The 20,413-nt window shown below is 54.3% G+C and carries 15 protein-coding genes; 11 read left to right on the forward strand and 4 right to left on the reverse strand.

What is annotated here, in order from left to right; genetic code table 11:
* Nucleotides 1-61: 61 nt before the first annotated feature.
* The 6 genes from guaB to AC1RKC_RS14350 all read left to right on the forward strand — a co-directional run bounded on the left by guaB (nucleotide 62) and on the right by AC1RKC_RS14350 (nucleotide 11,117).
* A complete protein-coding gene (gene guaB / locus AC1RKC_RS14325; RefSeq protein WP_020828138.1) occupies nucleotides 62-1,525 on the forward strand; it encodes an IMP dehydrogenase in 1,464 nt (487 codons plus the stop codon).
* 176 nt (nucleotides 1,526-1,701) lie between these two features.
* Nucleotides 1,702-3,279, forward strand: a complete 1,578-nt coding sequence (gene guaA, locus AC1RKC_RS14330) for a glutamine-hydrolyzing GMP synthase (protein WP_020828137.1) — start codon at nucleotides 1,702-1,704, stop codon at nucleotides 3,277-3,279.
* Nucleotides 3,280-3,705: 426 nt separating this feature from the next.
* Nucleotides 3,706-6,759, forward strand: a complete 3,054-nt coding sequence (locus AC1RKC_RS14335; protein ID WP_493092623.1) for a DEAD/DEAH box helicase — start codon at nucleotides 3,706-3,708, stop codon at nucleotides 6,757-6,759.
* A gap of 848 nt (nucleotides 6,760-7,607) precedes the next feature.
* Nucleotides 7,608-8,954, forward strand: coding sequence for an MFS transporter (locus tag AC1RKC_RS14340; protein WP_493092624.1), 1,347 nt, complete (start codon nucleotides 7,608-7,610; stop codon nucleotides 8,952-8,954).
* A gap of 41 nt (nucleotides 8,955-8,995) precedes the next feature.
* Nucleotides 8,996-10,132: an FAD-dependent oxidoreductase gene (locus AC1RKC_RS14345; RefSeq protein ID WP_493092625.1), complete on the forward strand. Its 1,137-nt coding sequence runs from the start codon at nucleotides 8,996-8,998 to the stop codon at nucleotides 10,130-10,132.
* 94 nt (nucleotides 10,133-10,226) lie between these two features.
* Entirely contained in the window at nucleotides 10,227-11,117 is an 891-nt protein-coding gene (locus AC1RKC_RS14350; RefSeq protein WP_258090528.1) for an alpha/beta hydrolase, read from the forward strand.
* 92 nt (nucleotides 11,118-11,209) lie between these two features.
* On the opposite strand, the gene AC1RKC_RS14355 is transcribed toward AC1RKC_RS14350, so the two are convergent.
* Nucleotides 11,210-11,584, reverse strand: coding sequence for a winged helix-turn-helix transcriptional regulator (locus AC1RKC_RS14355; RefSeq protein ID WP_493092626.1), 375 nt, complete (start codon nucleotides 11,582-11,584; stop codon nucleotides 11,210-11,212).
* A 124-nt stretch (nucleotides 11,585-11,708) separates the two neighbouring features.
* Between AC1RKC_RS14355 and AC1RKC_RS14360 the strand changes: the two genes are divergently transcribed.
* Nucleotides 11,709-12,542 carry an enoyl-CoA hydratase/isomerase family protein gene (locus tag AC1RKC_RS14360; RefSeq protein WP_262017003.1) on the forward strand — a complete coding sequence of 278 codons (834 nt, stop codon included), beginning with the start codon at nucleotides 11,709-11,711 and terminating at the stop codon, nucleotides 12,540-12,542.
* Nucleotides 12,543-12,622: 80 nt separating this feature from the next.
* On the opposite strand, the gene AC1RKC_RS14365 is transcribed toward AC1RKC_RS14360, so the two are convergent.
* Nucleotides 12,623-14,404: a hybrid sensor histidine kinase/response regulator gene (locus AC1RKC_RS14365; protein ID WP_116689981.1), complete on the reverse strand. Its 1,782-nt coding sequence runs from the start codon at nucleotides 14,402-14,404 to the stop codon at nucleotides 12,623-12,625.
* Nucleotides 14,401-15,033 carry a response regulator transcription factor gene (locus tag AC1RKC_RS14370; RefSeq protein ID WP_129983491.1) on the reverse strand — a complete coding sequence of 211 codons (633 nt, stop codon included), beginning with the start codon at nucleotides 15,031-15,033 and terminating at the stop codon, nucleotides 14,401-14,403. The genes AC1RKC_RS14365 and AC1RKC_RS14370 overlap by 4 nt, the downstream gene beginning before the upstream one ends.
* A 178-nt stretch (nucleotides 15,034-15,211) precedes the next feature.
* Between AC1RKC_RS14370 and AC1RKC_RS14375 the strand changes: the two genes are divergently transcribed.
* The gene (locus AC1RKC_RS14375; protein WP_041414827.1) at nucleotides 15,212-15,526 is read left to right on the forward strand and encodes a lipoprotein; all 315 of its coding nucleotides are present in this window, start codon (nucleotides 15,212-15,214) and stop codon (nucleotides 15,524-15,526) included.
* A 219-nt stretch (nucleotides 15,527-15,745) separates the two neighbouring features.
* Nucleotides 15,746-18,796 (forward strand): autotransporter outer membrane beta-barrel domain-containing protein, encoded by a 3,051-nt coding sequence (locus AC1RKC_RS14380; protein ID WP_187961776.1) that lies wholly within the window; start codon nucleotides 15,746-15,748, stop codon nucleotides 18,794-18,796.
* Between the two features lie 94 nt (nucleotides 18,797-18,890).
* On the opposite strand, the gene rluF is transcribed toward AC1RKC_RS14380, so the two are convergent.
* Nucleotides 18,891-19,676, reverse strand: coding sequence for a 23S rRNA pseudouridine(2604) synthase RluF (rluF, locus tag AC1RKC_RS14385; RefSeq protein WP_262017001.1), 786 nt, complete (start codon nucleotides 19,674-19,676; stop codon nucleotides 18,891-18,893).
* 166 nt (nucleotides 19,677-19,842) lie between these two features.
* Here rluF and AC1RKC_RS14390 point away from each other — a divergent pair, with 166 nt between their 5' ends.
* A complete protein-coding gene (locus tag AC1RKC_RS14390; RefSeq protein WP_262017000.1) occupies nucleotides 19,843-20,103 on the forward strand; it encodes a type II toxin-antitoxin system Phd/YefM family antitoxin in 261 nt (86 codons plus the stop codon).
* Nucleotides 20,104-20,409 (forward strand): type II toxin-antitoxin system RelE/ParE family toxin, encoded by a 306-nt coding sequence (locus AC1RKC_RS14395; protein WP_262016999.1) that lies wholly within the window; start codon nucleotides 20,104-20,106, stop codon nucleotides 20,407-20,409. It begins immediately after the preceding gene.
* The last annotated feature ends 4 nt before the right edge of the window (nucleotides 20,410-20,413 follow it).

Below are 20,413 nucleotides of genomic sequence, written 5' to 3' on the forward strand. Positions count from 1 at the left end.
CTGTATAATGCCGCGGCAATATTTTATCTTTTTCACAGCCCACTCTGGTGAGATATTGCCCATGCTACGTATCGCGAAAGAAGCACTAACGTTTGACGACGTTCTCCTGGTTCCAGCTCACTCTACGGTTCTGCCTAATACCGCTGAGCTCGGCACCCAACTGACCAAAAATATCCGCCTGAATATCCCTATGCTGTCCGCAGCCATGGATACCGTTACCGAATCCGGCCTGGCCATCGCGCTGGCGCAGGAAGGCGGTCTGGGCTTCATTCACAAAAACATGTCTATCGAGCGTCAGGCAGAAGAAGTCCGCCGCGTGAAAAAACATGAAAGCGGCGTGGTAACCGATCCACAAGCCGTAACCCCTGCCACTACCCTGAAAGAAGTGAAAGAGCTGACCGCACGTAACGGCTTCGCCGGTTACCCTGTCGTCACCGAAGAGAACGAACTGGTCGGTATCATTACCGGCCGCGACGTCCGCTTCGTCACCGATCTGAACCAGCCTGTTACTGCCGTGATGACGCCGAAAGAGCGTCTGGTTACGGTGAAAGAAGGCGAAGCGCGTGAAGTCGTGCTGCAGAAAATGCACGAAAAACGCGTTGAGAAAGCGCTGGTTGTGGACGACAGCTTCCACCTGCTGGGCATGATCACCGTAAAAGACTTCCAGAAAGCGGAACGCAAGCCAAACGCCTGTAAAGACGAGCATGGCCGTCTGCGCGTTGGCGCAGCTGTGGGTGCAGGCGCAGGTAACGAAGAGCGCGTTGATGCGCTGGTCGCCGCCGGCGTTGACGTGCTGCTGATCGACTCCTCGCATGGCCATTCCGAAGGCGTATTGCAGCGTATTCGCGAAACGCGCGCCAAATACCCGGATCTGCAGATCGTGGGCGGCAACGTGGCTACCGCAGCCGGTGCCAAAGCGCTGGCTGACGCCGGCGTCAGCGCGGTCAAAGTAGGTATCGGCCCTGGCTCCATCTGTACTACTCGTATCGTAACCGGCGTAGGCGTACCGCAGATCACGGCCATCGCCGATGCGGTTGAAGCGCTGGAAGGGACAGGTATCCCGGTCATCGCCGACGGCGGCATTCGCTTCTCCGGTGACATCGCCAAAGCTATCGCGGCCGGCGCATCCTGCGTAATGGTCGGCTCCATGCTGGCGGGTACCGAAGAATCACCGGGCGAAATCGAGCTGTATCAGGGCCGTTCGTTCAAATCCTACCGTGGTATGGGTTCACTGGGCGCGATGTCCAAAGGCTCTTCCGACCGTTACTTCCAGACCGATAACGCCGCCGACAAACTGGTGCCGGAAGGTATCGAAGGCCGCGTGGCTTACAAAGGCATGCTGAAAGCGATCGTACACCAGCAAATGGGTGGCCTGCGTTCTTGCATGGGCCTGACCGGCTGCGCCACCATCGACGACCTGCGTACCAAGGCTGAATTTGTTCGCATCAGCGGCGCCGGTATTCAGGAAAGCCACGTGCATGACGTGACCATTACCAAAGAGTCACCGAACTACCGCATGGGTTAATTTCAGGGGCTGCGGCCGGCGCATTTGTTCGCCGTCCGCTGCTCGCATTGCTCATTGACTTTATGTCAACTGCGCATGCTGTGCTGCGGGCGACCACCAACTGTTTGGCCTCGCCGACTGAAACTGTCCTAACGTTTTAGATTTTCCTTTTTCTCTGTTGCTGGAATTCGCCTCACATGACAAAAAATATCCATAAGCATCGCATTCTGATTCTGGACTTTGGTTCGCAATACACCCAACTGGTCGCCCGCCGCGTGCGCGAAATCGGCGTTTACTGCGAGCTGTGGGCCTGGGACGTTAGCGAAGAGCAAATCCGCGAATTCAATCCGAGCGGCATCATCCTGTCCGGCGGCCCGGAAAGCACCACCGAAACCAACAGCCCGCGTGCGCCAGAATACGTGTTCACCGCCGGTGTACCTGTGCTGGGCGTATGCTACGGCATGCAGACCATGGCAATGCAGCTGGGCGGCCATGTGCAAGGTTCCAACGAGCGTGAATTCGGTTACGCGCAGGTGGAAATTACCACCGACAGCGCACTGGTTCGCGGCATCGAAGACGCGCTGAGCCCAACGGGTAAACCACTGCTCGACGTGTGGATGAGCCACGGCGACAAAGTGACCGCTATCCCGTCCGACTTCGTGACCGTTGCCAGCACCGATACCTGCCCGTTTGCCATTATGGCCAACGAAGAAAAACGCTTCTACGGCGTGCAGTTCCACCCGGAAGTGACCCACACCCGTCAGGGCCAGCGCATGCTGGAGCGTTTCGTGCTGGATATCTGCCAGTGTGAAGCCCTGTGGACTCCGGCGACCATCATCGAAGATGCGGTAGAGCGCATTCGTGAGCAGGTGGGCGAAGATCACGTGATCCTCGGCCTGTCCGGCGGCGTCGACTCTTCCGTAACCGCAATGCTGCTGCATCGCGCCATCGGTAAACGCCTGACCTGCGTGTTCGTCGATAACGGCCTGCTGCGTCTGAATGAAGCAGACCAGGTGCTGGAAATGTTTGGCGACCACTTCGGCCTGAACATCGTTCACGTGGCGGCGGAAGATCGCTTCCTGAGCGCCCTGGCTGGCGTTGACGAACCGGAAGCCAAGCGCAAGATCATCGGCCGCGTGTTCGTTGAACTGTTCGACGAAGAAGCCTGCAAGCAGACTGAAGTGAAATGGCTGGCGCAGGGCACCATCTACCCGGACGTGATCGAATCCGCCGCTTCCGCCACCGGTAAAGCGCACGTGATCAAATCGCACCACAACGTGGGTGGCCTGCCGAAAGAGATGAAGCTGGGCCTGGTCGAGCCGCTGAAAGAGCTGTTCAAAGACGAAGTGCGCAAAATCGGTCTGGAACTGGGCCTGCCGTACGACATGCTTTACCGTCACCCGTTCCCGGGCCCAGGTTTGGGCGTACGCGTACTGGGCGAAGTGAAGAAAGAGTACTGCGATCTGCTGCGCCGTGCCGATGCGATCTTCATCGAAGAGCTGCACAAAGCCGATCTCTACAACAAAGTCAGCCAGGCATTCACCGTGTTCCTGCCGGTGCGTTCGGTTGGCGTGATGGGCGATGGCCGTAAATACGACTGGGTTGTTTCACTGCGCGCAGTGGAAACCATCGACTTTATGACCGCACATTGGGCGCACCTGCCGTACGATTTCCTCGGCCGCGTCTCCAACCGCATCATCAACGAAGTCAACGGTATTTCCCGCGTGGTTTATGACATCAGCGGTAAGCCACCGGCTACCATTGAGTGGGAGTAAGAGGTTTTTATAGATATTTGATTTAAAACAATATTCAATGTGCCATTGATAATGCATATTGCGTTGTCAATGGCATTTTTTATGGCATTGAGTCAGGTATCACAAGTTGGGTGGTACTGATACCAAGGACACATCTAGCGACTGGCATGGTATTTGTCCGAAGTCTGTAAGTTGGGGTGATTTTCGCTGCGTCCTGCGGCTCTGTAAATGGAAGGCACTGACTGTTCTGCAGCGATCTCAGTCGTTCAACACCTGTGTGTGAATAGACGCTGTACGATGAGTTCCGGTCGCCACGATCAACGGCACTAGTAGCGTCGGTTGGGTAGAAAAACTATTCTGCTCCTCATTATTTGAGGATGCCCCAGTGCAGTTGACGAGCACTGCGCCTGATAGACTTACGTGAATAAAAAAGCATGGGAGGCACCGATGTTTAGCGATATTCCTCAGGGCATTAGCCTTTGGGATCACCAACGCAGAGCGCTTTCATTCGTCATTGAGCGTATGCGAGCCAATAGTACTGCTTGCCTAGTTCGGATGCCTACCGGTACAGGAAAGACTGGCGTCATCGCCTGTCTGTCCGTGATCAGTGCGCCAGGTCGTGTCCTGGTACTTACTCCTTGGAAGAATTTACGAGACCAGATGGTCAGCGCGCTCCAGCACGGATTCTGGGCAAACGTCAGATACCCAGCGCCAAATGAAAAAACTATTGTCGGTTTTGTGCCCTCATCCATAAAAGACGTATTAAGTAACACCGATGCCAAGGTGCTTGTCTGCACGTTCACCACACTGACTGAACTCCAAAGATCCTCGCCTCAGGAGTACGCCACGCTCGCCGCATCCGTCGATGCCGTTGTCGTTGATGAGTGCCACTACGAACCGGCACTACGCTGGGGGAAGGCGGTGAAATCGCTTAACAAGCCCATGATCCTCATGACTGCGACACCGTATCGCAATGACCTAAAGCTGTTCCGCATCGAGAACCCAAAAGAATCCGTTTTTCATTTTTCACACCACGATGCCGAAGCGGCAAAGATTATTCGTCCCCTTAAGACGCTATCCCTGCCTGATGAGATGGACGTTCCGAAACTGGCTCAGGAATTCTCCGCTGCTTGGAAGGCCGCGGTACAGTCGAATAGTCTGATCAGCAGCACACCTCGGGCCATCATATGCTGCACCAGTGCTGCTGACATCAAGGCAGCAGTGGCAGTGATTCGCGACGCGGGTCTTGACGCCATTGGCATACATGACACTTTTACAGGGAATGCTGGCTCGCATTTGTTGAAGGAAGTCCCTGAGAGGCACAGCGCGGTGATCTGGATTCATCAGCACAAACTAACCGAAGGACTGGACGACCACCGATTCTGCTGTGTCGCCTTCTTCGGGCCTGTTGGCAATGACCGCAAGCTCATTCAGCAAATCGGACGGGTTCTGCGAAGGGGACGTTCGGATCGAGAGGACTGTGCGGCTCTACTCTACGCGCCGAACTACTTAAATCTGGGTGATCGTTGGCTGGCGTACCGAGAGTTCGAAAAAAGTGTAGAACTCCTGACAGCGCAGCACTATCGCAATGTTGTCGAGCGTATGTTGGAGAGCCAGCCTTCCGTGGAGTACTTCGATGGTCGCTTCCGGCGAAGGTTTCGTCAGGATGTGCTTGCAGACAATCCTCAGGTTGTTATTGCGCCAAGCGTGCTCGTGCGCAGGCTAAAGAGCAGCTTTTCTCTGGAAGAATATATCGAAGACTGCACCGACAGTCTTAACCTTACAGACGCAATCATTCTTGGTGAGCCGAATGCGCCGTGCCAGCGAGCGACAGACTTCGCACTATGGGTCTACGCATCGATAGCAAATTCCCGTCTTCTGGAAGAGACATCACTGTATGAAGTCAGACTCGAAGTGCACTGCGTAGTCGTTGCTGGCGACTACCTTCTGGTTTCGGACACCACAGGTACTTATCCTGAAGCGCTTATCGATGTGTCGACCACAGCTCTCGGGGCAGCCGAGCTATCTCAGTTACTTGATGCGTCGTACAGCATCACCAATGTTTCCACGAGCAGCGCTATTCCATTTGACACTGTGATCAGGGCGTCAGTTCATCGCGGTCACGATCTGAAGCTGATCCCTGCCTCGCTGACTGACCGGGTTCAGATCTGCAAAGCGGCCCGTGGAGCGTCGGCAAAGGGTCGACGCTACGTTGGTATGCATCGCGGTCGGGTTCGTCAGGATATTCCCGAGCAGCAAAGACGACGCCACTCTGTATCTTTGTTTAAAGAATGGGCAACGTCAATCGCCTCGGCGCTGGCCTCGACGCATGTTGACAATATCGTCTTGCAAAGATACATGCAGACCTGCAAGCCACCTCTAAAACCGCTTCCGGTGACAATGTCGATCGATTTGTCGCAGTCGAAGATCCGCATCTCTTCCGCCGAAGGCGAAGAACTTCGCATCGTAGCTTCTTCCGTTGAGGTCACGTCGCCAAAGAGCGGGCCATCCGGCACAAGCACCAATATGCACGAGTGCACATACATATTCGAAGATCTCGCGGACCCGCCGGTAAGCGTTGAGCTGGAATTGCTCTTGGAGTACCAGCAAGATAAGGGTCGCTTCTGGTTCAAGGGAAAGGGCGTTCGAGGTGGGCTTGGCGTTCAAGTCCTCGAGGACGACACTGGGAGCAGCGCCAAGTCGTTCACGGACTACCTGAACCAGAATCAGGAGTTGGTTCTGATCGGTCTTCAGGATGGGGCCATGGTTTACCAGGGCCGCAACTTCTACAAGGTTGACTATGCTCACGCCGAGGAATCCCTTTTGCAGCACTTCAGTCGCCCACGCATCGCTGCCTGCGCTAACGAAAAGGGCACGACCGATGAGTTAGATGCAGCCAAGAAGCAAGGTACGAAGGCCACTGCCTTTATCCCAGGCTCTCTCTTCAAGGCAATCGCCGATGGTGACGTATCGCCCGGATTCTCGCCTGAGTTGGTCATCTGTGACGACTTGGGTTCGGAGTGCGCCGACTTTGTGCTGGCCAACTTCACGAATCGTCAAATCGCACTAGTTCATGCAAAGGCTGGAAAGGGTACGTCGATCTCGGCCTCGGCCTTTCACGATGTCGTCGCGCAAGCCATGAAGAACTTAGTTTACCTAGCGCGTGGATCGGAGACGCCTGACGGGGCAAAGAGTTGGACGAAATCCACCTTTTGGAACAACACGAAGATTCCACGGCTATATAAGGCACCCGCGAAATCGCCAACGGGCATCGCGCTGTGGAGGAAGCTAAGGAGCGACATCATCGAGCGGGCTGACGCGCAGTTGCATGTGGTTTTAGTGACCGCTGGCTGCTGCGACCTTGATGCACTTCAGAAGGTGATCAAGGATCCCTCCAAGAGAACCGCAGAAACCGCGCAGCTATTTCACCTGTTTGATGGTCTGGTTGGTTACGCTAGACAATTGGGTGTGCGAGTGACCGTGCTGGACGTTCCTCACTAAGCCCTATAGGCAATGCCAACAACAGCTGGATCAATGCAGACGTTCAGTGAATCGCCATAGGTTCCGTAGACAGCACCGAGCTTCAACGATTCACATACGTCAGGTGTCCGCCTCACGCAATCACAGATATTTGAATTCGTTAGGTTGCAGTTACAGATTTGGGGGTGCAGAACAGACTTCTGTAGAGTCCTTCAACAACTGTAGTCATTGATCTTTCTGAATTGAGCGACTGCAACCAGCCTAGTCTGGACATTCGGGCCTTGAAGCGAGTTCCCGTCATTGGTGAAATTGTGAGGCTGGGCTCTACAAGGCGGTTGACGAGGTCCGTTAAGAGGCTCACATTTGCTTCTTCTCTGTATGGTATTTTTAATGGTATTGGATAGTATGTTGGTTGAAAATCATTGTTGTATAAGAATTATTTTTTCTCATTTATGACTGAGTGGGAATGATGAACCGCTAATCACTGACTATCAGTGATGATCTAAAAACCCCCGTTGCGGCTAGGCTGTGCGGGGGTTTTCTTTTTTCCGACGCCCACGAAATATTCCCTTTGCGCGCCTCCTTGTATTCATTTTGGTTATACCAAAGATCCCTTTTTTGATTATTCCCTGATATCAGCACAGCCCTATACTCGATCAATCCCTGCTTTCTGGAAAACCTGCCCCTGCAGCGCTACCCAGTAAAACACCAGGTTATGCATAAGCTCCGGAACTGGCAGAAGGTAAATTATTACTAATCAGTATGTTGATGCCATTTTATTCACCGGTTAATCCCGGGTCTTCCTGCCGGTGGTGGCGTGCTTTTCATGATGCAAGGTAATACAAAAACAAGAAAAGAGGATTTTTGCCATGAACAAACAATCCGTCACCGACATTGTCGATCAAAGCCCGATCGGTGGTTTACAGATAATGACGCTGCTCTTGTGTTTTATTGTATTGATGATTAATGGTCTGGATGCCAGCGCGATGGGTTATATCGCCCCTGAATTGGCTCAAGAATGGGGGATTGATCGCGCCGAGTTGGGCCCGGCTTTCGCGGCAGGTCTGTTCGGCATGTTACTCGGCAGTTTCATTTGTGGCCCCGCGGCGGACCGTTATGGGCGCAAAACGGTGTTGCTGATCTGCTCGGTTATCGTCGCTTTAGGCACCCTGGGTTATGCCTTTTCCTCATCGATTAGCGTGCTTGTGGCACTGCGGTTGCTGACTGGCATGGGACTAGGCGGCGTATTGCCCGGTTGCATTACTCTGGTGTCAGAGTATTCGCCCATTCGCTGGCGCATGTTGCTGGTCACCTTGAGCTTTTCCGGCTTTACCTTGGGTATGGCGCTCGGCGGCTGGGTGGCCGACTTGCTGCTGCCGGTGCTGGGCTGGAGAGGCCTGCTCTTTGTGGGCAGTATCGCTCCTTTGGTGATGCTGCCTGTACTGTATTTCATGCTCCCTGAGTCGATCTGTTTCCTGGCCAACAGGCCGCAACAGAAAGCTAAATTACTGCGGATCGTCGAGCGGATTGGCGGCCATAGGAAGTGGCAGGACGTAATCTTTACCGACGGTATGGACAGAAAGCCCGGCGAAAAAAACCTGCAGCTGTCTCCCGTGGCGGCGCTATTTTCTGAAGGGCGAACCGAGCGTACGCTGCTACTCTGGCTGACCTTTTTCTGCTGCTTATTCTCGTTCTACCTGTTGAGCAATTGGCTACCCACGGTATTGCGCAGCAGCGGCTTTGACGCTCGGATGGCCTTACATGTTGCCGCAATGCTGCCGCTGGGGGGCATGATCGGTGGCATCATCACAGCACTTCTCATCGATCGAATCGGTATCGCCAAAATACTCCCTCCTTTAGCCTTATTGGCCTCGGTCGCGCTGCTGGTTACCGGCAGCCAGCTCGGCAGTTCTACCCGTTTATTGGTTTGCGTTTTTTTCGTGGGTTTTACCCTCACGGGAGCATTGAACAACATCAGTATTTTGAGCGCTGGCCTTTATCCCACCACGGCACGTGCGACCGGAGTGTCATGGGGGATCGGCGTGGGTCATGTGGGTTCCATCACGGGGGCTTATCTTGGCTCTTGGCTATATACCGTGGTTGGTGATTTGCAGAATTTTTTCTACTGGATGGCGATTCCCGCATTAATTGCCGCTTTGGCGTTGTTCTGCATGACCAGGAGAAAGGATCTGTTTGCGGTACAGGCGGGTTCTTAACGACGGGTACGATCAAAAACAAACGGGGCTGAGGAGAGGGTATGAAGCAACTGCATGCAGAAATTGCTGGGGCAGGTATCGCCGGGCTTACGGCGGCGGCGGCGCTGGCTCAGCGTGGCTGGAGCGTGAGAGTGCATGAGCGTTCGGCAAACCTGCGCACCTTTGGTGCGGGCATCTATATCTGGAGTAATGGGCTGCGTGTGCTCGAGGCGATTGGAGCCTATGACGAAGCTATGGTGGGGGCACACGAAGGGGCCGTATTCCAGACCCGGGATCACGGCAACGCAACGATGGAGGATATTCCGATCAACAGCAGCGGTGCCCCACGTCTGGTTACCATCCTGCGCGAGCGGCTGCTGCTGTCTTTGCTCAATGCGGCTCGCCGCGCCGGTGCTGAAATTGTCAGCGATTCCGAGGCGGTGGGGGCGACACCGGATGGAAAGCTGCTGATGGCGGACAAGCGAACGCTGTCAGCCGATTTGGTGATCGGCGCTGACGGTATCAACTCGCGGGTGAGAGAATCTCTGGACCTGCTGATGTACCGCAAGCCGCTGCACTATGGCGCGGTCAGAATGATGTTGAAGCGCGATGACGATGACGTACCGCCTGCAGATCGCTCGAACTACATTGAGTACTTTTCAGGCACGAGGCGGATCCTTTATACGCCCGCCAGCGCGACCGATCTTTATGTTGCACTGTGCTGCGCTGAGGACGATGTGGGTGCCTATCAGCTTCCGATTGCCCCGGAACTTTGGCGCAAATCCTTCCCACACCTTTCCGGCCTGATCGCACGTTTTGGCGAGGCCGGCCGCTGGGATGCGTTTGAGGTGCTGAAGCTCAAGGCCTGGAGCAAAGGGCAGGTGGCGATCCTCGGCGATGCAGCCCATGCGATGCCGCCTTACCTCGGCCAAGGGGGCGGTTGCGCACTGATGAATGCTCTTGGATTGGCGGTCAGTCTGGAAAATAACCGGGATATTCCGGCGGCGCTGGCAGTCTGGGAAGCGCAGGAAAGGCCGTTGACCGAACATACCCAAGACACGGCGGAATGCATGGGGCATATGAACCTGTGGCCAGACGACGTTCGTTCGGCCGTTTTGCGTATCACCGGACGCTGCGAGCAGATCGGCGCAGAGCGTATGAAAACGGCGTTAAGCCTGCCGACGGGCACTTTGGCCTGATCATTGCTCCGGCCCGAGAAACGGGGCCGGGAGTAACCACTTTTTTAGTCCGCAGCCGCTGGGATAAGGCGGTGTTCATCAGGGAGGTTGAAAAATGACGCTTTTGGCAGACGAAGTGTTTATGGATCCGGCACGCCTCAATGAGGATTACGATGCACGCGCTACGGTAGGTGTCGATGGCTTTGCCAAAGAAATGGCGCGTTATCGCTCGCAGTCTGAAAAGATGAAACTGGCTTATGGCCTCCATTTTGATATCACCTATTGCCAGAAAAGTGGCCAGGCTCTGGATATTTATGGGCCAACGGTGAATGGAAACGGGCCGCTGCTGCCCGTTTTTCTTTTTATTCACGGGGGATACTGGCGAGCGCTGTCGAAAGCAGATTCCGCGATGATGGCGGGCACATTGGCGGCAAATGGCATTGCCACGGTGGTTATAGATTATCCGCTTGCGCCGGCAGCCGGCATCGGTGACATCGTCCATGCCGTACGCAGTGCGGTGGCGTTCATTTGGCGGCGGGGACATGAGTTTGGGCTGGATCCGCAACGGATCTCGCTGGGTGGCAGCTCTGCTGGTGGCCATTTGCTTGCAACACTATTAGCACCAGGCTGGCATGTAGCTTTTGGCGTGCCGACCGATGTGGTGAAGTTTGCTTTTCCCATCAGCGGGCTTTTTGAACTCGCACCTTTGATGAAGACGCCCGTGCAGGCATGGCTGGCACTCTCCGACACCAGCGTGGCCGATTACAGCCCGATGCGTCACATCCCAGCGCCGGGGTGCCCCATCACCGTTGCCTGGGCTGAAGGCGATCCGCCCGGCTTCAAGCGGCAGTCCGAAGCCTTTGCCTCTTTGTATAAAGCGGCCGGTGCGGAAACGAATATGCTCGAGGTGCCCCATTGCAACCATTTCGATGTGCTGATGGAGTGGGCTGACCCGACTTCTCTGCTTTCCAGGACGCTGATCTCGGGAATATTCCGCAACCTCTGACCGCCCCCACTCATTTCTAGAGTTTCGGTTATCGCCGGGTGATTACTGGATGTACACGGCCATTCATCGCAAGGAAAAGTGAGGCAGGAGCCTCACTGTTCAAGCTGCTGGTTTTGCTCATCATATCTGCGCCGGCAGTCCTGAATAGCCTCCATATTCCCCATAGTCCACTCAAACAGAATAGAGAACGGCCCTTGCAATGATTGGCCGAGCGGCGTCAGCGAATACTCGACGCCGAGCACCGGCCCATCCAAAACCTTGCGGTTCACCATGCCGTTACGCTCCAGCTTGCGCAGCGTCTGGGTGAGCACACGTTGAGTGACGCCATCAAGGCGACGCTTGATCGCATTGAAGCGCCTCGGCTCACGCAGCACCTCCAGCACCATCATTGACCATTTGTCCGCGATCTGGTCGAGAATGATTCGGCTCGGGCAGTCAGCGCGGTAGACAGTTTCATTCGTCTCCATCGGTATCCTCCAGCATCCCTGGGATGCTTCAAGTGCGTAATTGACGCCAGGTATGCAAAGTATACCATTCGATCAGCGGCGCGAAAGTCCAGCGCCGATACGCCTGACAAACAAGGACATCGACATGAAAGATACCGATTTCAGCAAACTCAGCTTGTCTCACGCAAAGGGGGTCTTGACGATCACCCTCAATAATCCGCCGGTCAACGTGCTTGATGTGGCTTTGATGTCGGAAATCAGCCGCTTACTGCGTGCCTTGCGTGGCGACCCGGATACTCGCGTGCTGGTTTTCCAGAGTGCGGATCCGGAGTTCTTCATTGCTCATGTCGACATGACCTTAATCGATGAACCGCATGCTTTCGATGAGCTGGCGCGTAATGCGCCGGAAGGGCTCAACCCGTTCCAGGCATTCGGTGAGTTGCTGCGCAGCCAGCCCCAGGTGACTATCGTTAAGCTTGCCGGGTTGGCGCGTGGGGGCGGCGCAGAATTCGTTGCGGCGGCCGACATGGCTTTTGCCGCCGAAGGGCGGGCAGGGCTGGCCCAATGCGAAGCCTTGATGGGCATTACGCCCGGTGGCGGCGCGACGCAATACCTGACGAACCGCATGACGCGTGGTCGCGCGCTTGAAGTGGTCCTGGGGGCCGATCTTATCGACGCGGCGACCGCAGAGCGCTATGGCTGGATTAACCGCGCCTTGCCCGCATCCGAACTCGACGACTTTGTCGAACGCCTGGCGCACAACATTGCGGCACTGCCCGAAGGGGTTATCGCGGCGGCCAAGCAGGCGATGCCGGCGGCAGATCTGCGGGAAGGTTTTTATCGTGAGCATGAGGCCTGGGCGGGGCTTTTTGAACGTCCCGCAGCGGAGAGACTCATTCGGGGCGGACTGAAGGCGGGCGCCCAAACCAAGGTAGGTGAGCGCAACCTCGAAGGCCTGCTGCGCAATCTTGGTGCCTAAGCGGCAGTCTCAGCCGCAATCTTGCCGATGCCGGAAATGCAACGTCGGCAGGATAAAGCCCCGAACAGGCCTGGCGCCGGCTAGCAGGATGACCACTGCGACAGCAAGGCATGCAGCTTCGCGGGTTCCAGCGGCTTTCTTAATACCAGATAACCTTCCTGTTCGGCCTCTTGCAAAATGGGGGAGTTGAATTCCCCGCTGACCATGGCGCCGCTGGTGTTCGGCAGGCGTTCGAACAGCGCTTTCAATATATCGAAGCCGCTTTCACCGGAGCGGAGCCGTTGATCGCAAAGCACGGCGAAGGGGGTGAAGCCTGCGTCGATAATCGCAAAAGCCTCCTCGGCGGAAGCGGCGCAACGCACGGTGATCCCCCAGGTACTCATCAAACTCGACCAGGCGGAGGTGACCAGCGGATCATCATCCACCACCAGGCAGGCGCCGCTCAATGACTCATAGCGGGTAGGGATCTGGCTGTGGGTATAGGCGTTGAGGTTTTCTGGCGCTTTGACTTCGCCGGTATAGAGGGCAAAACGCATCCAGAAATGCGATCCCTTGCCCTCCACGGAGCGCATGCCGTATTTCACCTTCATCAATTTGGCGCAGCGGGCCACTACCGCAAGGCCTAACCCATGACCGGCGCTATCGATTTTCCACGCCAGTTCGGGGCGATAGTAGGGGGAGAAGATTTTGCCTTTCTCTTCGTCGGCGATGCCCACGCCGGTGTCCCAGACTTCGATCAGGCATTCTCCCTTTTGTGGGCGGATGGCAATCAATACGCCGCCTTTCTGGGTGTAGCGCAGCGCATTTTGTATCAGGTTAATCAGCGATTGTCGGATGAGCAATTGATCGCCCATAACGGCAATGCGTCGCTTGGGGCGCCATGTCCGCAGGGATAATCCCCGGCTGTTCGCTTCTTCACGGAACAGGGTAATCACCGAGTCAAGCAGGGTTCCAATATCGACATGGGTGGTCGCCGTACTGACGTTGCCGGACTCAATCTTGCTGAGATCGAGCAAAGAATTGAACATCAGGTGCACGGAGCGCACGCTCTGCTGCAGATCCAATAGCTGCGGGGTTAAAGAGGCATCGCGATTTTTATGGATGATGGCCTCGATCAGGAAACCCATGGCATGTACCGGTTGGCGCAAGTCGTGACTGGCGGTGGTCAGAAACTGGTTTTTATCGAGCAGGGCTTGTTCCGCCTCCTCTTTGGCCTGGCGAAATTGCTCCGCAAGGCGAGAGCTCTTCTCTTCGAGACGGGCTTGCTGAATAAAAAACTGATGAGAACTCAATGCGTGGCGGTAGATGGCGAACCCATAAAGCAGGTTGAGCATCAACACAATGAGCATGACGTCGTTTAAGCGCCAGATGATGCCAATGTTAAGCATGCCCCAGCAGGCAAAGAAGAACAGGGTAAAGGTACTGATGATGGGCGTCAAATGGGTCGCGTTCGCCGCGACGATGGCCGCGATGCTGATATTTAATAACAGGAAAAAATCGAAATTATTTATTTGTGGGGTTATTAAATATAATGAGGATATACCTATCCCATGTACGAAGGCGACTTTGTTGATATGTGGGAGCCAGCGGTTAAGAATAACGCCAGCATCCTCTTTCTCCGCTTCGCGTTGATATCTTTGGTGCCATAATCGGATAGCCAAAGCGCAGAATAAATACACTATTATCCAGCTGATTATCGGCCACAGCGGTTCACCCAGTAAATAAATCCAAATAGCAAAGGGGATGCCGACGCAGGGCACAGCACTGAAACTAAAGACCAATCGAATAAACGTATTGTTCAATAATCGGATTTGCGCGTGCGACGAAATGCCATCATCTTGTAAAGATTGAAGTAGTTTCATTCGGACGGCCCCTGCCTGCCATGCAGTAACGTAATAGCTTCTACCCGGCTGTTTACGCCTATCTTTTTAAGGATATTGCTGATGTGTTCTTTAACCGTAGGTTCGGAAATAGCAAGCTGAGAGGCTATTCTCTTATTGGGAAAACCGCGCATCATCATGGTCAAAACGTCAATTTGTCGCGGCGTTAAATTGAAGTTTTGAAGATGGTTTTTGGCACTGGAAGCCTCCAATAGATTATCCATAGGAAACCAGCTTTGATTTTCTAACAGCGCAGCAACGGCTTTGGCGAATAATTCTGGTGGCTCATTTTTGAGCACGAAACCATGGCCTCCGGCATCACGTACCTTTTGGCCTATTTCATTATTTTCATCGCCGCTGACCACTAATAATCTTACCTGTGGGTAAAGCTGTCTGATCTCTTTGAGTAATTTTAATGCCGTGCCGTCGGATAACCAAAAGTCGATGACGATTAAACGCGGGGCGCCATTTTCCAGAATATGTCGATAACAACTCTCCTCGTTTGTCATCACGTAGGCGTGTTTAAATCGACAGTGCGTATTCAGGAAATTGGCGATGCCACTTGCCACCAACGGATGGTCATCAACGACCAACGCATAATCCTGCCCCAAGGGTATCTCCTTTTGCTAAAACCTATCAGATTGGTCTGACGACTTGTTATTTTCTACCCTCCCTACTTTAGGAGGGTTTTTTCGGTTAGGAAAGGGAAATATATTATTCAGGGATTTTGATAAGGTAAAACATAAAGCCATTCAGCATTTGGAACTGTTTGGTTACAAAGGACAATTTATGAGAAAACCACTTATCGCATTAACCGTTACGCTTCTGGTAGCTGGCTGTTCCACATTGAAAACCGATCAGGCAATACCGCTGCTGCAGGCGGAAACGGCCAAAATGCTGGGCCTGGGTTCATCGGATGAAATTACCGTCACCAATGTTAATGGTGCCCAACCCGACGCCCTTGGCGGGCAAAAACTTTCTTACCGTGCCACTACGGAGAAAGGACGAATCTTTGACTGTTCCTCGATGATGATGCCGGGTATTTTAGGTTCAGCCCCGTCGTTAAGCACACCAAGCTGTACCCCGGTCGTTACGCATAAATAATTCACCTGACGCGTTTAGCGAGGGTGGATGATCAATACCGATCCGCAGTTCCCATAATTTTGGCATCGAAACGTTAGCGCTGGGGGGCAATAAGCTAGTGTCTCGATGACAAATCAGCCTGTGTTCTCGCACAACGCGTCGCGCATCCTCTAATGCATTGAGTTTTTCATATAAATAATAACTTTGATGGCATCAAGATAATTGGGCCGGAGAGAAAACATGAAAGATAAAACATCGCATAACTTAGCGGTAAGAAAACCGCTTTCGAAAGTTTACCTCGCACTTTTTTCCGCACCGTTGATATTGATTGGCCCAGCCGACGTGGCGCGTGCCGATGATGCTATTTTTGATGGTGAATCACGTATTACCGAATCTTTGACTTACACCGGGGATGTTTACGTCGGCCGTAATCAAAGCGGAAACCTGTTGATCGATAATGGCCAAATCAATGCCTATAACGTCAATATTGGCCGTCGTGCTAATGGCCAGATATACGAAAGCCTGGTCACGGTCAAAGGGCCGAATGCCGTATTAAATGCGATCAATGACCAATCCGTTATGCACGGCAGTCTGAATCTGGGGCTGGGGACGTTACGGGTAGAAGAGGGCGGATTGGCGACGGCGGAAGAGATTATCGTCGGCACCACCGGGGGGTATGACAGCCATCTTAATGTCAAAGGGGCCGGTTCCCAGGTGATCAGTGAGAGACTCGGTCTCGGCTTCGGACAGGGCGCACGTTCCACCTTGCTGATTGAAGATGGCGGGGTAGTGACCACCACGGCCGCCGCCAGAATCGACAGCGGTTTTCGCCCCGACGAGGCTGACAAGCTCAACCCCAAAGCCACGGTGACCGGCAATAACTCTCTGTGGAATATCACCCAGTCGCTCACCGCCAATGGCGATGTGGACGTGCTGAACGGCGGTGCGGTCAACGTTGGTAGCGCGGAGATTGCCGGTGTTTCAGGCTCAAGAAAAACCGCAGAGCTTTACATCGCCGGCAACGGCTCACGCTTTACCAGTGCGGGCAATGTCAACGTAGGGGATTATGGCAACGGGGTGCTGTCGGTTGTTGATGGCGGCTCATTCTCTGCCGGCAGCAACGAATTGCGGCTGGGGGATACCGGGTCCGGCTCTAACCGCGGCGCGTTGATTATCGGCAGCCGCGGCAACATGGATACCGGCACCGGCTTGACCGAACCTACGCTCGGCGCGGCGGGTGGTGCGGGTACTGTCGATGCCCAAACGGTGGTCAATCTGCGTGGCGGGTTGTTCGGCAGCTACGTTTACTTTAATCACAACTCAGATAACTACGACTTCCGCAACAAGATGGTCGGCGAAGGCGAAGTCATCAACACGGCCGGCCAGACGACGCTGAGCGGCGACCTGACTCAACTCCAGGCGAATGTCACCGCACGCGGCGGCAAAATCACCATCGCCAGCGACATCAATACGCAGCAAGAAGACAACGTTTTCGATGTGCAGACGCTGAGCGCCGAGAATGGCGGCACGCTGATCCTGAACGCCACTGCCGGTTCCGACGTCAGCAATGGTCTGGGTTACAGCAGCGCCGCGTCAATCAAAGCCGGCGGGACGCTGGGCGGCAACGGCACCTTGGGGCAGACTGAAATCCAGTCCGGCGGCCATATTTCCCCTGGCGACGGCAACATCGGTACCCTGACGCTGAAACGCTATCTGAATTTCCTGGGTGAATCCTTCTATGACGTCGATATCGCCGGTGATGGCAGCAGCGACAAACTGGTCGTTTCAGGCAAAACCACCATCAGCGATCAGGCCAAGGTGCAGGTGACCGCGTTGGATCCGCAAACCAGCTATCAAACCGGCCAAAGCTATCGCATTTTGACCTCGGATGGCGGGATTGACGGTCGGTTTGCTGAAGCCGTCTCAAAATCTGCATTTTTGGACGTCGCGCTTAACCACAGCACCAACGCCGTGGATCTGACGATTGCACAAAAGGACGGTAATCCAGGCGAAGGCGGCAACCCAGGCGAAGGCGGCAACCCAGGCGAAGGTGGCAACCCAGGCGAAGGCGGCAACCCAGGAGAAGGTGGCAACCCAGGCGAAGGTGGCAACCCAGGCGAGGGCGGTAACCCAGGTGAAGGCGGCAACCCAGGCGAGGGCGGCAAGCCCGGTATTTTCCAGACGGTCGCGCAAACCAGTAACCAGTGGAATACCGCCGGTGCGCTCTCGACGTTAACGCAAAGCGGTCCTTCGCTGGCCTTGTATAACTCTGTGCTGCTGTTGAGCGCACCGGAAGCGCGCGAGGCGTTCAATCAACTGTCCGGTGAAGTTTATCCGTCCATTCAATCTAACCTGATCGCCGGCAGTAGCATGCTGCTCAACGTGTTGAATCAGCGCATGCTTCGCGTATTTGATAATGATGCGCTGCCTGTTCCACCGATGGCGATGACGTTGGTTCAACCGGCTCAGGCTGAAAATAACGGCGTTTGGGGGCAGACGTTCGGCTCCTGGATGAGAAACAGCGGTAATGACAACGTTGGGAAATTGGACGGCCACACCAGCGGTTTCCTGTTGGGCGCCGATCGTAAACTCGCTGACCACAGTATCCGCGTTGGGGGATACGTAGGCTATAGCCGTGGCGACTATGATGTCGATAGCCGTCGCTCCAGTTCCGACAGCGATAATTACCACCTGGGTCTGTACGCTGCAGGGCAGCAGGATGCCTTCTCCCTGCGCGGTGCGCTGGGCTATACCTGGCACCGACTCGAAAATGAGCGCAACGTTAATTTCGGCAATTACTCGGATCGGCTCAAGGCGGACTATGACGCAGACTCGCTGCTGGCGTTCACCGAAGCGGGTTACCGTTTTGGTCAGTTGGATGCGAATATCGAGCCATTCGTCAACCTGAGTTATATCCGTTTGCATACCGATAACTTCCAGGAGAAAGGCGGGGCAGCGGCGCTGAGCGTCCGTAATGAAACGATGAATACGTTCTATTCAACGTTGGGCGTGCGGGGATCTACCGAACTGCCGAAAAACGTCAGCCTTTACGGTTCATTAGGCTGGCAGCACGCTTACGGCGATAAAAATACGTCATCGCGCATGGCATTTGCCGGCAGCGACGCATTTATCACGCAGGGACAGGCGGTAGATGACAATTTGCTGGTGGCGGATGTGGGGGTGAGCGTGAAGCTATCGCGTTCCACTACGCTGGCTCTCGGTTATCAGGGGCAGTACGGTTCTGATACCCAGGTCAATTCGGTCAATGCCAATATCAGATGGTCGTTCTGATTCACTGAGGAAAAGGGCCTTTGGTCTTGAGATGTCGTTGGGCAACTTGCAGTTTTACCTGGTTGCCTGGCGATATCTCTGCTCCAGAAAACCTTCACTCCGTGTCGAGATTTTCGCTGACATCAGGCGCTAGCGAAACGGGCAGGCGAACATCCTCGCAAGATGAGTGCTCAATCAGCTTAAACAGCACGTTCTTTTCGTCACCGGTCAAATCTCGCCATTCACCCAGCGGCAATCCTGTCAGATCGACGTTCATAATGCGCACACGCTCAAGTTTGGTGACGTGATAACCAAAGTATTTGCTCATACGGCGGATTTGGCGGTTAAGGCCCTGAACCAGCGTGATGCGAAACATCTGCGGCGCGATTTTCTCCACCAGGCACTTTTTCGTCACCGTATCCAGGATGGGGACACCGGCGCTCATCCCCTGAATAAACGCGTCGGTCAGCGGCTTATCGACGGTAACCAGATACTCTTTTTCGTGGTTATTGCCGGCACGAAGGATCTTATTGACCAGTTCGCCGTGATTGGTCAGGAAAATCAGCCCCTGGGAATCTTTGTCCAGACGGCCTATAGGAAAGGTGCGTTTGCTGTGATTGACGAAATCACCGATGTTATTTTGCACGTGCTTTCCCATGCTGGTGATGATGCCCACCGGCTTGTTCAGCGCGATAAGCACCAAATCTTCCGCATTACGTGGCTCAATCCGCTGGCCGTTAACTTGCACCACGTCCCCGACAAATACCTGAGCGGCCACGGCGGCTACGTTGCCGTTGATGAAAACGTTGCCCTGTTTGATATGACGATCGGCACTGCGGCGTGAACAGATGCCGCTGTCGCTAATGTATTTATTAAGGCGAATGGATGATTGAGTCAGCATGATTTCCCCGTAAAACGCGGACTATACAGTAACCCTTGAGGCCTTGCGAAGGGGCATATGGGGTAATGCGTAAACCGAAAGATCGCCCCCAATAAAAGCGTGTGAATAATTTTTGCTCAAGAAATCGAATGAGCGAATCGAACGATTCAGTCGAAAGGTAATGAAAATGCATATTCTGACAGCCAATGAAGCCAAAACCCAGTTTGGCGATTTGCTGCTTAAGGTTCCGGGTGAACCGGTGCAAATCACCCGTAATGGCAAGCCCGTTGCGGTTGTGGTGTCTGCCGAAGATTACGAGCAAATTGAAGCGATGAAACTCCAACTGTTACAAATGAAGATTCAGCGCTCCCAGCATGATATGGCGATCGGCAATGCCGTTGATGGCGAGACGTTTTTCTCTGAACTGCTGGAGCAGGATAAAGGATAAATGGCCAGTTACCGACTGACCGGTGAGGCGCAAAGCGATATCCTGGAGATTCGCGACTACACATTGAGCAACTGGGGCATACAGCAATCCAGAGATTACCTTGTAAGACTGCGCCAAGGATTAACCAACCTGACGGAAATACCAGGCATTGGGCAGCATCGAGTCGAGGATTTAGAGACCGGTGTTTATAGCTTTCCCTACGTCAGCCATATGATTTATTACGCTACAGCAAACAGCGAAATTACCATTCTTGCAGTTTTGCTCCAAAGCCGCGTTCCAGCCAAACATCTGTCTCAGCGGCTCTAAGGTT

The organism is Serratia sp. GW822-FHT06E05, assembly GCF_058799445.1.

Coding starts and splice junctions, on each gene's coding strand:
- AC1RKC_RS14365 (WP_116689981.1), bottom strand. CDS start 14,404: ATGAAACTACTTCAATCTTTACAAGATGATGGCATTTCGTCGCACGCG.
- AC1RKC_RS14380 (WP_187961776.1), top strand. CDS start 15,746: ATGAAAGATAAAACATCGCATAACTTAGCGGTAAGAAAACCGCTTTCG.
- rluF (WP_262017001.1), bottom strand. CDS start 19,676: ATGCTGACTCAATCATCCATTCGCCTTAATAAATACATTAGCGACAGC.
- AC1RKC_RS14390 (WP_262017000.1), top strand. CDS start 19,843: ATGCATATTCTGACAGCCAATGAAGCCAAAACCCAGTTTGGCGATTTG.
- AC1RKC_RS14350 (WP_258090528.1), top strand. CDS start 10,227: ATGACGCTTTTGGCAGACGAAGTGTTTATGGATCCGGCACGCCTCAAT.
- AC1RKC_RS14355 (WP_493092626.1), bottom strand. CDS start 11,584: ATGGAGACGAATGAAACTGTCTACCGCGCTGACTGCCCGAGCCGAATC.
- AC1RKC_RS14360 (WP_262017003.1), top strand. CDS start 11,709: ATGAAAGATACCGATTTCAGCAAACTCAGCTTGTCTCACGCAAAGGGG.
- AC1RKC_RS14395 (WP_262016999.1), top strand. CDS start 20,104: ATGGCCAGTTACCGACTGACCGGTGAGGCGCAAAGCGATATCCTGGAG.
- guaA (WP_020828137.1), top strand. CDS start 1,702: ATGACAAAAAATATCCATAAGCATCGCATTCTGATTCTGGACTTTGGT.
- AC1RKC_RS14345 (WP_493092625.1), top strand. CDS start 8,996: ATGAAGCAACTGCATGCAGAAATTGCTGGGGCAGGTATCGCCGGGCTT.
- AC1RKC_RS14375 (WP_041414827.1), top strand. CDS start 15,212: ATGAGAAAACCACTTATCGCATTAACCGTTACGCTTCTGGTAGCTGGC.
- AC1RKC_RS14340 (WP_493092624.1), top strand. CDS start 7,608: ATGAACAAACAATCCGTCACCGACATTGTCGATCAAAGCCCGATCGGT.
- guaB (WP_020828138.1), top strand. CDS start 62: ATGCTACGTATCGCGAAAGAAGCACTAACGTTTGACGACGTTCTCCTG.
- AC1RKC_RS14335 (WP_493092623.1), top strand. CDS start 3,706: ATGTTTAGCGATATTCCTCAGGGCATTAGCCTTTGGGATCACCAACGC.